We start from the raw sequence: 14,864 nt of genomic DNA, 5'->3' as shown, positions 1-14,864 counted from the left end.
GGGGCGGTCATCGTGCTCCGGCCGATACCGTCCGAGCCGCCGGCGCAGCAAGCGCTGGTGGAGCCGAGCGGGAGCCAGGCGCCGACACCCACGGCCTTACCGTCCCCCACGCCCTCACCGTCCCCCTCGGCCTCGCCGCCGCCGTCACCTTCTCCGTCGGCAACTCCCGGCACCGCCGTGCCGGATACCGGCCCGGGCACCTTCAAGGTCGTGCAGGCCCAGGGCAAGGCCCAGGGGCAGGGGCGGATCCGGCGCTACCGGGTGGAGATCGAGGACGGGATCCAGCTGAACGGGCCGCAGACCGCGCGAGCAGTGGCCGACGTCCTCGGGCATCCGCGCGGCTGGACGAGGAACAAGGCGTACGGATTCCAGCTCGTTTCCTCGGGGCCCGTGGAGTTCACGGTCAAAGTGGCCACGCCCGGGACCACCGACCGTCTGTGCGATGTGACCACGCCGGAGAGCCGCGGCAACGTGAACTGCCGGACAGGACACACGGTGGTGGTCAACCTGAAGCGCTGGGTGCAGGGTTCCCCGCAGTTCGACGGGCCGGTCGAGGAGTACCGGGCACTCATCATCAACCATGAAGTGGGCCACGAAATAGGCCGCGGGCACGAGGGCTGCGCCGGTCCCGGCGCACTCGCACCCGCGATGATGCAGCAGATCAAGGGGCTGGGTTCCTGCCGGTCAAACGCGTGGCCGTACGACACGAACGGCCGCTATGTCCGAGGGCCGTCCGTGCCGTGATCATCTCCGCATCCGTGTCCGGTGGGGCAGGTGGCGATCCGGTGATGCACTGCGAGTACGCACGTCTGGACGCGGGATAGGCCGCCCAGTTTGCCGCGGATGTTCTCCAGATGAAATTTCACCGTACGAACAGCCATCTCGAGACTCTCCGCGAGCCCATCATTCGAGGGGCCCCACGCCATCAAATAGAACACCTGGAGTTCCCGATCGGAGAGATCGAATATGCGGGGTAATCCCTGACGTATCCATCCCGTTTCCTTGTCGCACTGGTCCCGTTCGTTGAGTTGGCAGAAAGTGCAATGTGGACTCAAGTAATCTGCACCTTCCGCAAACAAGGAACCCCAGGAATTTACTTCAGCTTAACCTTCCGATATAGGTCGACACATTGGTTATTTTCCACATTACTGACGGGTTGTCACCGTCGGTTCCTCTGAAAGGAAAAGGGGCGGCGCTCCTACCGGTCCCGGGGCGCGTCCGCACCCAGCAGTCCGATCAGCCGCGAGCTGCTGTCGGCGCCGAAGCCCGCGGCGACCCCGCGGCGGTACAGGTCGGCGTGCGCGGCCAGGATCCCGGTGTCCACACCGGAGTCGGCGGCGGTGTGGAGGATGTGCTCCACGCTCGCCGCGCACATGGCGAGGCGCTCGTACGTGCCCTCGTGCGCGTCCGCGTCGATCAGCGGGGCGCCTCCCTCGTAGAAGCCGCGCATGCTGTCGGCCGTGTAGCCGGCGTACGGCACGATGTCCGCGGCCGTCAGGCCGTTGGCCCGGGCGACGGCGAGGGCCTGGTACCAGCCGGTGTACGCGGTCCAGAACATGATCATGTTGAGCTGGTAGTAGAGCTGCGCGTACCCGGGGTCGGAGCCCCGGTAGTCGGTGGCGGCGAGCACGTCGAGCGCCTCGCGGTGAGCCGCGTAGACCTCCTCGGGGCCGCTGACGAAGATCGAGGACCCCTCCTGGCCGATGCCGCCGGGCGGTACGTTCACCCCGCCGGTGAGGTACTCGGCCCCGCGCTCCTGCACCCAGCGGGCGGCCGCCCGGGCCTTGTCGGGCACGTCGGAGGAGAGGTTGGCCAGGACCCGGCCGCCGAGGTCGGCGTCCCCGAGGGCGGTGTACAGGGCGTCCACGTCGATGAGGCTGAGCACGGTCAGCCCGCTCGCCGCGACCGCCTCGGCGGCGCTGCCGGCCCGCCGCGCGCCGCGCGCCACGAGCTCGGTGTCCTTGCCGGGGCTGCGGTTCCAGACGGTGACCTCGTACCCGGCGTCCAGGTAGGCGGCGGCCATGGCCTGACCCATGGGGCCGAGTCCGATGACGGTGACGGTGGGGCTGGCGGTGACCTGGTTCATGGCAGAGCTCTCCTCGGTGTGCCGGTCATCCATCACTAGAACGAACGCTCTATCCAGCGCTCGGAACGAACGTAGCACGCACTGGAACGAACGCTCTATCTAGATCCCGGGGTAGGGTTTCCTCCATGGCAGCAGCAGAGGTGAAGACGGCGGACGGACTCGGGACGCGGGAGCGGCTGGTGCGCACCGCCTCGCGCCTCCTCCAGCACGGCGGGTACGAGAACACGCCGGTCAAGCAGCTCGTCCGCGAGGCGGAAGCCACCCTGGGCTCGCTCTACCACTTCTTCCCGGGAGGCAAGCAGGAGCTCGCGGTCGCCGCGATCCACTTCGGCGACGAGGAGTTCGCCGAGATGCTCCGCTCCGGGCTGTCCGCCCACGCGGACCCGGTGCGCGCCGTGGAGGCCGTCGCGGAGCTGCTCGCCGGGGCGCTGGAGGAATCCGACTGGCGCGACGGCTGCCCCGTGACGGCCACGGCCCTGGAGTCGGTCGGCCGCCTGCCGGAGCTCCAGGCGGCCTGCGCCCGGGCCTTCGCGAACTGGCAGGAGCTCGTCGCCGCGAAGCTCCTGGCCTGCGGCCACCCGGAGGCGGAGGCACGCGACCTGGCGGTCACCGTGATCAACACCCTGGAGGGCGCCGAGATGACCTCCCAGGTCACCCGGGACCGCACCCCCCTCCTCCTGGCGGGCCGGCACCTCGCGCGCCTGGTCTCCTCGTACGCCTCCGGAACCGCGCAGGGGGGATCGGAGTGATCGTGGTGCTGTCCTGCTGCCTGAGGAAGGAGAGCGCGGCCTGGTTCCGGCGGCCCAGGGCGTAGCCGGCCGCGGCTGTCGCTCGTCCCTGCCTCTGCACCGCCCTTCGGCCTTGCTCCGCCGGGTCTTTCGTCGGCAATCGGGTCGCCGGTTCTCCCTTTGCGGCACTCGCGCCGCCGATTGCCCTGGTTTGTCGGCTATATCTGGATCATCTGGTCTGGATCTGGTGTGACGACCGGCGGGCCGGCCGACCGCCCGTCCCCGCGTGGAGAGCAGGAGCAGCCCGTGAGTACGTACGACCTGTCGGCGGCGCGTCGGCGCAGCGCCGAGCTGGAGGAGCGGATCGCCGCCGATCCGGGGAGCTTCCGGGTCCTGACCGGGGACCGGCCGACCGGGCGGCTGCACCTGGGGCACTGGTTCGGGACCCTGCAGGGCCGGGTACGGCTCCAGGACCTGGGCGTGGACACCTTCGTGATCGTGGCCGACTACCAGGTGCTCACCGACCGGGACGTGGCCGACCGCCTCGGCGAGCACGTCGAGGAGCTCGTGCTCGACTACCTGGCCGCCGGGATCGACCCCGAACGCTCCACGGTCTTCGCGCACAGCGCGCTGCCCGCCCTCAACCAGCTCCTGCTGCCCTTCCTCTCGCTGGTGTCGGTGGCGGAACTGCGCCGCAATCCCACCGTCAAGGACGAGATCGCGCACTCCCGGCAGGCGTCGGTGAGCGGGCTGATGTTCACCTATCCGGTGCACCAGGCCGCCGACATCCTCTTCTGCAAGGCCGGCGTGGTGCCCGTGGGGCAGGACCAGCTCCCGCACCTGGAGGTCACCCGCACCATCGCCCGCCGCTTCAACGAGCGCTACGGGGCGAACGGGCCGGTCTTCCCCGAGCCCGACGCCCTGCTGTCCGCCGCGCCGCTGCTGCTCGGTACGGACGGCACCAAGATGAGCAAGTCCCGGGGCAACGCGATCGCCCTGTCGGCCACCGCCGACGAGACCGCCCGCCTCCTCAAGGGCGCCAAGACCGACGCGGTCCGCCGCATCACCTACGACCCGGCCGCCCGCCCCGAGGTCTCCAGCCTCGTCCTGCTCGCCGCGCTGTGCCAGGGCCGCGACCCGGAGTCGGTCGCGGAGGAGATCGGCGACGGCGGCGCGGCCCAGCTGAAGAAGGCCGTCACCGAGGCCGTCAACGAACACCTCGCCCCGCTGCGGGCGCGCCGTACGGAGCTGGCGGCCGACCGGGGCCACGTACGGGACGTCCTGCGGCGCGGCAACGAGCGCGCGAACGCGGTCGCCGAAGCCACCCTGGCCGAGGTCCGCACCGCGATGGGGACCACGTATTGATCAGGCGGCCTGATCAGGCGGCCTGATCAGGCGGTTTCCGCCGTGTACCGGGACCGCAGCTCCGAGACCACCCCGAAGAAGGCCGCGGTCAGCGGTACGGCCAGCAGCATCCCGAGGATGCCGGCGACGCTCGCTCCGGCCGTGATCGCCAGCATGACCACCGCCGGGTGCATCTGCACCGTGCGGCTCTGCACCATGGGCTGGAGGATGTACCCCTCGATCATCTGGACCGCCAGCACCACGCCCAGCGCCCACAGGCCGATCACCCAGCCGCGGTCGGCGAGGGCGACGAGGACCGCCACGGCGCCGGAGAGGAAGGCGCCGAGGTAGGGGATGTAGGCGGTCACGAACACCAGGGCGGCCAGCCCCACCGCGCCGGGGACCTGCAGGATCAGCAGACCCGCGCCGATCAGCACGGCGTCGACCAGGGCCACGAAGGTGGTCCCGCGCATGAAGCCCTCGACGGCCTCGTACGCGCGCCGCCCCATCGCTTCCATCAGGTCGCCCGAGCGGTTCGGCACCATCGAGCGCAGCGTGCTGACGGCACGGTCGGAGTCGCGGAGGAAGAAGAAGATCAGCACCATGGCCAGCAGGGCCGTCGCGAGCATCGTCGCGACCACGCTGAGCCCGGTGACCACGCCCGAGGCGGCCGTTCCGCCGAACTTGGTGAGCAGGTCCTTGGAGTTCTTGGCCACGTCCTCCAGGGAGGTGCCGAGCGCCCCGAAGTGCTTCGCGAGGTCCGCGCCGGCCTTCCGCAGGGAGTCGATGATCTGGTCGCCGGTCTCGATGAGCGCGAGGACGACGATGTAGCCGGCCCCGCCGACCACGGCGGCCACGGTCAGGCAGGTGAGGGCCGCGGCGAGCGAGCGGTTGACCTTCATGCGGACCAGCCGCCGGTGCATCGGCCCGAGCAGGGCCGTGCCGAGCACGGCGAGCAGGACCGGCGTGACCACCGTCCGGAAGACGGTGCAGAGCCACACGACGAGCGCGAGGACGGCGGTGGCGAGGAGGACGACGACACACCAGGCGGCGAGGCGGCGTACGGGCTCGGGCAGCAGGGGAGTTGTCGGCACGGCTCATCCAAACACGTCGGGGGCCCGCCGTCCGGAGGTCAGTCCAGCGGGTCGGTCTCGGGTTTGGAACGTTCGTTCAGTACGAACCACGTGGACTTGCCCTCGCCGCGCGGGTCGACGCCCCAGTCGTCCGCGAGCATCTCCAGCAGCAGGACGCCCCGCCCGCTCGACGCCATCTCCCCGGGGTGCCGCTTGTGCGGCAGCTCGTCGGAGGCGTCCGCGACCTCCACCCGCAGCCGGCGGGAGCCGAGCTCGCCGACCGCCTCGGCGATCAGCAGGGCGTCCCCGTCCGTGTGGACCAGTACGTTCGTCAGCATCTCGGAGACCATCAGCACCGCCGCGTCGACCTGCTCCGGGTCCGCCCAGTCGTGCAGCAGCTCCCGGATCTGCTGGCGGACCCCCGCGACCCGCTCCGGCTCCGCCTGGGCGACGGTCGTCATGGTGCGCCGGGCCGGCCGCGACGGGTGCAGCAGCGGGGTCTCGCAGCCGCAGCCCTCGCCCTCGCGGCAGAGCAGGACCACGGCGATGTCGTCCTCGCGCCGGTCGGCCAGCGGACCGGTGGTGTGGTGCGAGGACGGGCCGTGCACCGCCTGGACCAGCAGGTCGGCCAGCCGCTCCAGGTGGCGGGGCTCCGGGTCCTGGGGGTCGGGGACCTGCGACTCCAGGATGGCCCGCAGCCGGGCCCAGCCCGTGTCGAGGTCGTGCCCGCCCGTCTCGATGAGCCCGTCGGTGCAGAGCATCATCGTCTCGCCGGGTTCCAGGGTGAACCGCGTCGTCGGGTAGTCGGTGTCCGGCACGATGCCGAGCGGCAGCCCGCCCGCCGTGGGCCGCATCAGGACCGTGCCGTCGGCCATCCGCACCGCCGGGTCGGGGTGCCCGGCGCGGGCCACCTCCAGCAGGCCGGTCTGCGGATCGCACTCCACGTAGAGGCAGGTCGCGAAGCGCGGGCTCTGGAAATCGGAGTCCCCGCCGCCCATGCCCCCGCCGCCTCCGCCCGTGCCCGGGCGGCCCGTGTCCGACCCGGTGTCCTGCTCCGAGCACAGGCCCGCCAGGAAGCGGGAGGCGCGCGAGAGCACCGCGTCGGGCCGGTGGCCCTCGGAGGCGTACGCGCGCACCGCGATCCGGAGCTGGCCCATGAGCCCGGCCGCCCGCACGTCGTGGCCCTGGACGTCGCCGATGACCAGCGCGAACCGTCCCGACGGCAGCGGGATCATGTCGTACCAGTCGCCGCCGACCTGGAGCCCGCCGCCGGTCGGCACGTAGCGCGCGGCGAGGGTCATCCCGGGGATCTCGGGGCCGAGCTGGGGCATCATCGACCGCTGGAGGCCGGTGGTGAGCTCTCGCTCGGATTCGGCCACCCCGGCGCGCTGGAGGGCCTGCGCGAGCATCCGGGCCACCGTCGTCAGGACGGAGCGCTCGTCGGGCGAGAAGGACACCGGGTGTTTGAACGCGGCCATCCAGGCGCCCATGGTGCGCCCCGCGACGATCAGCGGCAGGAAGGCCCAGGAGATCCGGTCGAAGCGCTGGGCGAGCGGCCAGGTGGTGGGGAAGCGCCGCTTGTAGTCGTCGGGGCTCGGGAGGTAGATCGCCCGCCCGGTACGGACGACCTCCGCGGCCGGGTAGTCGGTCTGCAGCGGCATGTCCGCGAAGGGGCCCTCGTCCCCGGGATCGTGCCCGTGGTGCCCGATGATCGACAGCCGGTCGCCGGACACGCCGAAGACGGCCAGACCGTCGGGGATGAACCCGGGCATGGACAGCGAGGCCGCCACCCGCAGGACCTCGGCGGTGGAGCGGGCCTCGGCCAGCGCCCGCCCGGCGTCGAGCAGGAACGCCTCGCGCGAGCGGCGCCAGTCACCGGTGATGGGGGTGTGCACGGCCGTGGTGCCGGGCTGGGCTTCGGCTATCTCCTGGATCGTGCCGATCAGCTCGTAGTCGAGGCGGCCGTCCGGGGCGCGGTTCTCCAGCGGCTTCGAGCGGCTGCGCACGGTGCGCAGCACGCGCCCGTCCTCGTCCATGATCCGCAGCCGGGCCTCGGCGAGGGTGCCCTCGGCGACCGCGAGGTTCACGATGCCGTTGATCTCGTTCCAGTCCACCGGGTGGAAGCGCGAGCGCACGGCGACCTCGGGCAGCTGGGCGGGCTCGGCGGGCAGCCCGAGCAGCCGGGCGGCCTCGCTGTCGAGGGTGACCGTCCCGGAGGCGTTGTCCCATCGCCACAAACCGGTCGCGATGGCGGCCAGGACGTCCTCTGTGCGCACCTGGTCATCTTTACAGGTCATCCGCCTGGCGTGCCTGTTCACACCCCCGGCGGGCTGGCCCGCACGGGCTCCCGCCCCGGACGGTAACCTTGGGACGGTTGAATCCACCCTGGTATCACGTAGAACTGGATGACTGATGCATCGGTACAGGTCCCACACGTGCGGCGAGCTTCGTGCCTCCGACGTCGCCTCCGACGTCCGGCTGAGCGGCTGGCTGCACAATCGTCGAGACCTGGGCGGCATCCTCTTCATCGATCTGCGTGACCACTACGGCATCACGCAGCTCGTCGCCCGTCCCGGCACGGCCGCGAACGAGGCGCTGAGCAGCGTCACCAAGGAGACCGTCGTCCGCATCGACGGCAAGGTCGTCTCCCGCGGCGCGGACAACGTCAACCCCGAGCTCGCCACCGGCGACATCGAGGTCGAGGTCACCGCGGTCGAGGTGCTCGGCGCCGCCGCCCCGCTGCCCTTCACCATCAACACCGACGACGGGGTGAACGAGGAGCGCCGCCTGGAGTACCGCTTCCTCGACCTGCGCCGCGAGCGCATGCACCGCAACATCATGCTGCGCTCGGCCGTCATCGCCTCCATCCGCTCCAAGATGGTGGCCCTCGGCTTCAACGAGATGGCGACCCCGATCCTCACCGCGACCTCCCCCGAGGGCGCCCGTGACTTCGTCGTTCCGTCCCGCCTGAACCCGGGCAAGTTCTACGCGCTCCCGCAGGCGCCGCAGCAGTTCAAGCAGCTGCTGATGATCTCCGGCTTCGACCGGTACTTCCAGATCGCGCCCTGCTTCCGCGACGAGGACGCCCGCGCCGACCGCTCGCCGGGCGAGTTCTACCAGCTCGACGTCGAGATGTCCTTCGTCGAGCAGGAGGACGTCTTCCAGCCCATCGAGCGGCTGATGACGGAGATCTTCACCGAGTTCGGCAAGGGCCGCCCGGTCACCTCGCCGTTCCCGCGGATCCCCTTCCGCGAGTCGATGATGAAGTACGGCAACGACAAGCCCGACCTGCGTTCCAAGCTGGAGCTCGTCGACATTACCGACGTGTTCGAGGGCTCGGAGTTCAAGGCGTTCGCCGGCAAGCACGTGCGCGCCCTGGCCGTCCCGGACACCGCCGCCCAGCCGCGCAAGTTCTTCGACGGCCTCGGCGAGTACGCGATCTCGCTCGGCGCCAAGGGCCTGGCCTGGGTCCGCGTGGGCGAGGACGGTGCGCTGACCGGCCCGATCGCCAAGTTCCTCACCGAGGAGAATGTCAAGGTCCTCACCGAGCGCCTGGGGCTTGCCGCAGGTCACGCCGTGTTCTTCGGCGCGGGCGAGTTCGACGAGGTCTCCAAGATCATGGCGGGCGTCCGCGTCGAGGCCTCCAAGCGCGCCGGGCAGTTCGAGGAGGACGTCTTCCGCTTCTGCTGGATCGTCGACTTCCCGATGTTCGAGGCGGACGAGGAGACCGGCAAGATCGACTTCTCCCACAACCCGTTCTCCATGCCGCAGGGCGGCATGAAGGACCTGGAGGAGAAGGACCCGCTCGACATCCTGGCGTGGCAGTACGACATCGTCTGCAACGGCATCGAGCTGTCCTCCGGCGCCATCCGCAACCACGAGCCCGAGGTCATGCTGAAGGCCTTCGCGATCGCCGGTTACGAGGCCGAGACCGTCGAGCGCGAGTTCGCGGGCATGCTGCGCGCCTTCCGCCTCGGCGCCCCGCCGCACGGTGGCATCGCCCCGGGCGTGGACCGCATCGTGATGCTGCTCGCCGACGAGCCGAACATCCGCGAGACCATCGCCTTCCCGCTCAACGGCAACGCGCAGGACCTGATGATGGGCGCGCCCACCATCCTGGAGGAGTCCCGCCTGCGCGAGCTGAACATCGCGCTGCGCAAGCCGGTGGAGACGAAGACGAGCGAGCCGGTCGACAAGGCAGTCAAGCCTCACCAGTAGGCCGTAGTACGAAAGAAGGGCCCGGGATCCGTTACGGATCCCGGGCCCTTCTTCTGTGTTTCTAGAACTTCTCCAGCAGGCCCTTGAGGAGGGCGGCCGAGGTCACTTCGGCCGGTGCGGGGCCGGCGTGGAAGAAGCCGGCGTTGTCGGCGTCCAGCTTGCGCAGGAAGTCGAAGGCCTTGGCGTCGTGCTCGCCGAAGGCGACGAACTGCCAGTGGATGCCGGGGGCGGTGGCGGCCGCGTCGGCGATCGCCTGGCGGGCGGGGCGGACGTTGTCGGGCGCGCCGTCCGTCTGGAACACGACCAGGGCCGGGCCCTCGCCGCCGTCCTTCTGGTAGCGCTCCACGACGGCCTCCACGGCCACGTGGTAGCTGGTGCGGCCCATCCGGCCGAGCTCCGCGTGGCGGGCCTCGACCCAGGCCTCGTCGTACGCGTCGAGGGTGAGGTCGGCGGTGCCGTCCACGTCCGTGGAGAAGAAGACCGTGTGGACGGTGGCGTTCTCGTCGAGGTGCGCGGCGAGGGCGAGGGCGTGGTCGGCGAGGTGCTGGACGCTGCCGTCCTTGTAGAACGGGCGCATCGAGCCCGACCGGTCGACCACGAGGAACACGGTGGCGCGGGCGCCGGCCTTGCCCTTGGCGCGCAGGGCCTGCCCGGCGGCCTTGTACGCGGCCGCCAGCGGGGGCGCCTGCCGCTTGAGGGCGGCGAGGGAGTGGGCGGGGCCGCCTGCGGCGGCATCGGCGGTGAGGAGCTCGGCCTCGGCGGTGTCCTCGGCCTCGGCCTCGGCCTCGGCCGCAGCAGGCTCCACCTCGGCGGTGTCCTGCGCCTGCGGCGCCTCGGCATCGGCCGCGAGGGGCTCCGCCTCGGCAGCGGGCTGCGGCTCCGGCTCGGTCTCGGTGTCCGCTTCCGGGGCCGCTACGTCGGCCTGCGGCTCGGTGTGCGCCTCGGGCGTGGGCTCCTCCTCGGGCGCTGCGGCCAGGGCCGGGTCGGCCTCGGACTCGGCGGCGAGGGGCTCGGACTCGGCCGGCTCCGCCGGGGCGGCGACAGCGGCTGCGTCCGCCTCGGGCTCGGCCTCCGCCTCGGCGGCCGGAGCGGCGAGCGGCTCGGCTTCGGCCTCCGCCACCTCGGCGGCGGCCTCGGGCGCGGTGGCGTCCGCCTCGGCCGCGAGGGGCTCCGGCGTTGCCTCGACGGCCTGTTCGGCCTCGGGCTCGGCTGCGGCCTCGGCCACAACCTCGGGCTCGGCCTCCGCCTCGGCTGTGACCTCGGGCTCGGCTGCGGCTTCGGCCACATGCTCGGGCTCGGTCACAGCCTCGGCGACCGGGGTCTCCTCCTCGGCGACCGGTTCCGCTTCGGCGGCGACGGGCTCCGCTTCGGCGGCCGGGGCCGTCGGGGTGGACGGCGCCGCGGGGGCTGCCGGCGAACCTCCGGCGGGGGAACTCCGGCGGGCCTCCGGGACCGTGGGGTCCGGGTTGGGGGCCGGGGCCGGGGCCGTGAGCACCGTGCCCGGTTCGAGGTCCCGGGGGGTGGACTGCGGGGGAACAGTGGGGTTGTCGAAGGAGGCGGCGACCAGCTCGGCCGCCGCGTCCAGGGGGGTGCGTTCGGTCTGGCTCGGGAGGGCCGCCGAAGGGGTGCCGGTCGTCTCCGGAACCGAATCAGAGGTCCGTCCGAACACCTTGCGCAACAAGCTCCGAATACCCATGGGCCAGGCCTTTCGCATGAGTGCGTGCGTCATTTGTCCGTGAGGCGCGGTAGATCCCTGCCCAGAGTGGACACGTAAGGTTATCGGCCCCTTGGCCGGAACTTCGGGAGGGGCACCTTTCGTGGCGCCCACTGCTCAAACACACCCCTTCCGCCTCCGAACTGCCGCCCCGACGTGCCGGATTCACCGGGCGTTCACCCAGCGGCCGCCGCTTCGGCGCAACCCGCCCATAGCGTCACCGACGGATTGTTCCGACACGTTGTCGGGGACCGTGCATCTACGGAGGACACTCGTGCGCAAGCTCCTGCCGCTCATCGGCACTTCTCACGGGGGCGGCCGTTCCGCTCTCACCTGCCGCTACCGCTGCGGCGACGCCTGCTTCCACGAGGTGCCGAACACCAGCGACAACGAGTACGCCGGCGATGTCATAGCCCGCGCCTACTCCCGCCGCGCGATGCTCCGCTCCGCCGCCGTCGTCACGGTCGCCTCGGCCGCCGGTACCGCCATCACGCTGAGCGGCAACGGCTCCTCCGCCTCCGCGGACCCGACGGTCGAGGCGCAGCGCGCCGGCGCCGCCGGGGTCAACGCCGCGGGCGCCCGCGGTCTGCGCTTCACGCCGGTCGCGCCGAACACCGCCGACCAGGTCACGGTCCCGGAGGGCCACGAGCAGAACGTGGTCATCCGCTGGGGCGACCCGATCGTCAAGGGTGCGCCGGGCTTCAACCCGGACAACCAGACCGCCGCCGCGCAGGCCGGTCAGTTCGGCTACAACAACGACTTCCTGAGCCTGCTCCCGCTCGGCGGCGACTACGAGCGCCAGCAGCTGCTCGTGGCCAACCACGAGTACACGGACGAGCAGCTCATGTTCAAGGCGTACGACGCGGCCAACCCGACCCGCGAGCAGGTCGAGATCGCCTGGGCCGCGCACGGCCTGTCCGTGGTCGCGGTCCAGGAGGACCACCGCAGCGGCAAGCTGACGGCCATCAGCCGCCACCGCCTCAACCGCCGCCTGACCGCCACCAGCGAGTTCAAGCTGACCGGCCCGGCCGCCGGCTCCGAGCTGGTGAAGACCTCGGTCGACGCCACCGGCACCAAGGTGCTCGGCACCCTCAACAACTGCGCCGGCGGCACCACCCCGTGGGGCACCACCCTCCACGGCGAGGAGAACTTCAACCAGTACTTCGGCAACGCCGGCCTGGTCACCGAGCCCACCCAGGCCGCCCGCCTGAAGCGCTACGGCGTGACCGCCGGCGCCACCGAGCGCAAGTGGGAGCGGTTCGACAAGCGCTTCGACGTCGCGCAGGAGCCCAACGAGTCCCACCGCCACGGCTGGGTCGTCGAGCTGGACCCGTACGACGTGAACTCCGTCCCGCGCAAGCGCACCGCGCTCGGCCGCTTCAAGCACGAGGCCGCGCAGCCCCGCCTGACCGAGGACGGCCGCCCGGTCGTCTACATGGGCGACGACGAGCGCTTCGACTACTTCTACAAGTTCGTCTCGTCGAAGCAGATGAAGAAGGGCAGCTCGCGCGCGGCGAAGGAGCACAACCTCACGCTGCTCGACGAGGGCACCCTCTACGTCGCCAAGCTCACCGGCGACACCCCGGCCGCCGAGATCGACGGCTCCGGCAAGCTCCCCACCGACGGCGAGTTCGACGGTTCCGGCGTGTGGATCAAGCTGGCCACCGGCAACGTCTCGCATGTCGAGGGCATGACCGCCGAGGAGGTCTACGTCTTCACGCGTCAGGCCGCCGACAAGGTGGGCGCCACCAAGATGGACCGCCCCGAGGACGTCGAGCCGTCCCCGCGCACCGGCCGCGTCTACATCGCACTGACCAACAACAAGGACCGCGGCGCCGCCGGCAAGGCCCCCGCCGACGAGGCCAACCCGCGCAACGGCAACAAGCACGGCCAGATCCTGGAGCTCGCCGAGAACTTCGACGACCCGGCCGGCGACGGGTTCGCCTGGCGGCTCTTCCTGGTCGCCGGTGACCCGAACGACCCGGCGACCTACTTCGCGGGCTTCCCGAAGGACAAGGTCAGCCCGATCTCCTGCCCGGACAACGTGGCCTTCGACCCGCACGGCAACCTGTGGATCTCCACGGACGGCAACCAGCTCGGCTCGCACGACGGCCTGTTCGGTGTCGCGACCGCCGGGGAGCGCCGCGGTGAGCTGAAGCAGTTCCTGACCGTTCCGCGCGGCGCCGAGACCTGTGGCCCGATCATCCAGGACAAGCGCGTTCTGGTCGCCGTCCAGCACCCGGGTGAGCTCGACGGGGCGTCCGTCGAGAACCCGCAGTCGGTGTGGCCCGACGGACCCGGCAAGATCGTCCGCCCGGCGGTCGTCTCGGTCTGGCGCAAGGACGGCAAGAACATCGGAGTCTGACGTCTGAGCCGAGGTGAGTTGACCTGCGCGGGGGCGGTGGATGTTTCACGTGAAACATCCACCGCCCCCGCTCAACTTCCTTCCGGCAGGCGCCCGACCGGCAGCAGGAGCGTGGTCACCGCGCCCCCGTCGGGGGCGTTGGAGAAGCGCAGCTCGATCTCCAGGACCTCCGCCTGTCCGGCGGCGATGGTCAGGCCGAGCCCGTGGCCCCGTCCGCGTCCCGGATCTCCGGTGCGGAAGCGCCGCGGGCCCTGCGCGATCAGTTCGGCGGGATAGCCGGGCCCGTGGTCCCGTACGGTCACCAGCGGGCCGGTGACGGTCACTTCGATCGGCGGCTGCCCGTGCTTGTGGGCGTTGACCAGCAGGTTGGCCAGGATCCGGTCCAGCCGGCGCCGGTCGGTGAGCACCACCGCGTCCCGCTCGATCCGTACCGCGACGGGCAGCCTGGTGCTCGCCGCCGCCCGCTCCACGGCGCGGCCGAGCTCCACCCGGGCCAGGTCGGCGCGTTCGACGCCCGAGTCCAGCCGGGAGATCTCCAGCAGGTCCTCGGTGAGCAGGTGCAGAGCCTTGAGGCGGTCGTTGATCATCTCCTTGGGCCGGCCCTCGGGGAGCAGCGCGGCCGCGGCCAGGGATCCGGTGAGCGGGGTGCGCAGCTCGTGCGCGACGTCCGCCGTGAACCGCTTCTCCGCCTCCAGCCGGGCCTGGAGCGAGGCCGCCATCGAGTCGAGGGCCTGTGCCACGTCCCGGACCTCGTCGCGGGAGCGCGGCCGCGGCCCGTCCCCGCCGGCCGGGAAGCCGACGCGTGCGTCGAGGTCCCCGGCGCTGATCCGCCGGGCCACTGCGGCCGTGGTGGCGAGCCGGCGGCTGATGCGGCCCGCGAGGAAGAGACCGGCGAGGGCCACCACTCCGGCGGCGAGGAGGGCGGAGAGCAGGATGGCGGCGTCGGTCTCCCGGAGCCGCGTGCGGGTGCTCTCGTAGGGGACCCAGACGGCGAGGGGCTTGCCGTCGGCGGGTCCGGCCGCCCACATCACGGGTTTGCCGTCCTGGGTGCCGGTCATGCTGCCCGTCAGTCCGCGCGCGACCAGCTCGCGCAGCGGGGCCGGGAGGCCCGGAGGGTCGAGGGCGCTGTTCCCGTCGCCGTGCGCGGTGCCGTACTCGTACTGGCTCAGGGCGTAGTCCAGCTCGCGGTCCACGTCCTTGCGGACCTCGCCGACGAGCTGGCGGGCGACCACGTTGTGCACGAGGATGCCGAGCGCTGCCGCGACGGCGCAGCACACCGCCGTGGTGGTCATGGCGATCTTCCAGCGCAGGCTGCTCGTCCGGAGCATCGGGATCG

11 protein-coding genes are annotated in these 14,864 nt (G+C 71.5%); 5 read left to right on the top strand and 6 right to left on the bottom strand.

Translation table 11 applies throughout. The features are described from left to right. The first annotated feature begins 177 nt into the window (after positions 1-177). Positions 178-744, top strand: coding sequence for a DUF3152 domain-containing protein (locus MTF69_RS04585; RefSeq protein WP_243330903.1), 567 nt, complete (start codon positions 178-180; stop codon positions 742-744). Here MTF69_RS04585 and MTF69_RS43660 read toward each other — a convergent pair. Then, positions 717-1,055, bottom strand: coding sequence for a response regulator transcription factor (locus MTF69_RS43660; protein ID WP_374322054.1), 339 nt, complete (start codon positions 1,053-1,055; stop codon positions 717-719). The two genes, MTF69_RS04585 and MTF69_RS43660, sit on opposite strands and share 28 nt — an antisense overlap. A gap of 143 nt (positions 1,056-1,198) precedes the next feature. Further along, positions 1,199-2,086, bottom strand: a complete 888-nt coding sequence (locus MTF69_RS04580) for an NAD(P)-dependent oxidoreductase (RefSeq protein WP_243330902.1) — start codon at positions 2,084-2,086, stop codon at positions 1,199-1,201. A 125-nt stretch (positions 2,087-2,211) separates the two neighbouring features. Between MTF69_RS04580 and MTF69_RS04575 the strand changes: the two genes are divergently transcribed. Together MTF69_RS04575 and trpS are read left to right on the top strand one after the other, a co-directional pair. Then, complete coding sequence (locus MTF69_RS04575; protein WP_243330901.1) at positions 2,212-2,835, top strand: TetR/AcrR family transcriptional regulator; 624 nt, start codon at positions 2,212-2,214, stop codon at positions 2,833-2,835. 285 nt (positions 2,836-3,120) lie between these two features. Beyond that, positions 3,121-4,179 (top strand): tryptophan--tRNA ligase, encoded by a 1,059-nt coding sequence (gene trpS / locus MTF69_RS04570; RefSeq protein WP_243330899.1) that lies wholly within the window; start codon positions 3,121-3,123, stop codon positions 4,177-4,179. Positions 4,180-4,205: 26 nt separating this feature from the next. Here trpS and MTF69_RS04565 read toward each other — a convergent pair whose 3' ends face one another. Further along, positions 4,206-5,252, bottom strand: coding sequence for an AI-2E family transporter (locus MTF69_RS04565; protein WP_243330898.1), 1,047 nt, complete (start codon positions 5,250-5,252; stop codon positions 4,206-4,208). A gap of 38 nt (positions 5,253-5,290) precedes the next feature. Continuing rightward, positions 5,291-7,507 (bottom strand): SpoIIE family protein phosphatase, encoded by a 2,217-nt coding sequence (locus MTF69_RS04560; protein ID WP_243330895.1) that lies wholly within the window; start codon positions 7,505-7,507, stop codon positions 5,291-5,293. 136 nt (positions 7,508-7,643) lie between these two features. Between MTF69_RS04560 and aspS the strand changes: the two genes are divergently transcribed. Beyond that, positions 7,644-9,449: an aspartate--tRNA ligase gene (gene aspS / locus MTF69_RS04555; protein ID WP_243330894.1), complete on the top strand. Its 1,806-nt coding sequence runs from the start codon at positions 7,644-7,646 to the stop codon at positions 9,447-9,449. 61 nt (positions 9,450-9,510) lie between these two features. On the opposite strand, the gene MTF69_RS04550 is transcribed toward aspS, so the two are convergent. Further along, positions 9,511-11,145, bottom strand: a complete 1,635-nt coding sequence (locus MTF69_RS04550; RefSeq protein ID WP_243330893.1) for a VWA domain-containing protein — start codon at positions 11,143-11,145, stop codon at positions 9,511-9,513. 292 nt (positions 11,146-11,437) lie between these two features. On the opposite strand from MTF69_RS04550, the gene MTF69_RS04545 reads away from it, so the two are divergent. Beyond that, positions 11,438-13,528 (top strand): PhoX family phosphatase, encoded by a 2,091-nt coding sequence (locus MTF69_RS04545; RefSeq protein WP_243330892.1) that lies wholly within the window; start codon positions 11,438-11,440, stop codon positions 13,526-13,528. 71 nt (positions 13,529-13,599) lie between these two features. Here MTF69_RS04545 and MTF69_RS04540 read toward each other — a convergent pair whose 3' ends face one another. After that, positions 13,600-14,856, bottom strand: coding sequence for a HAMP domain-containing sensor histidine kinase (locus tag MTF69_RS04540; RefSeq protein WP_243330891.1), 1,257 nt, complete (start codon positions 14,854-14,856; stop codon positions 13,600-13,602). Positions 14,857-14,864: the final 8 nt, after the last annotated feature.

It is taken from the genome of Streptomyces sp. AP-93, assembly GCF_022808175.1.
Lineage (GTDB): Bacteria > Actinomycetota > Actinomycetes > Streptomycetales > Streptomycetaceae > Streptomyces.
The sequence above is the reverse complement of the archived record's forward strand: the minus strand, read 5'-3'. Positions and strand labels throughout refer to the sequence as shown.

Excerpts from the sequence above, each read along its gene's own strand:
- aspS (WP_243330894.1), top strand. The coding sequence starts at position 7,644 with ATGCATCGGTACAGGTCCCACACGTGCGGCGAGCTTCGTGCCTCCGAC.
- MTF69_RS04575 (WP_243330901.1), top strand. The coding sequence starts at position 2,212 with ATGGCAGCAGCAGAGGTGAAGACGGCGGACGGACTCGGGACGCGGGAG.
- MTF69_RS04580 (WP_243330902.1), bottom strand. The coding sequence starts at position 2,086 with ATGAACCAGGTCACCGCCAGCCCCACCGTCACCGTCATCGGACTCGGC.
- MTF69_RS04550 (WP_243330893.1), bottom strand. The coding sequence starts at position 11,145 with ATGGGTATTCGGAGCTTGTTGCGCAAGGTGTTCGGACGGACCTCTGAT.
- MTF69_RS04540 (WP_243330891.1), bottom strand. The coding sequence starts at position 14,856 with ATGCTCCGGACGAGCAGCCTGCGCTGGAAGATCGCCATGACCACCACG.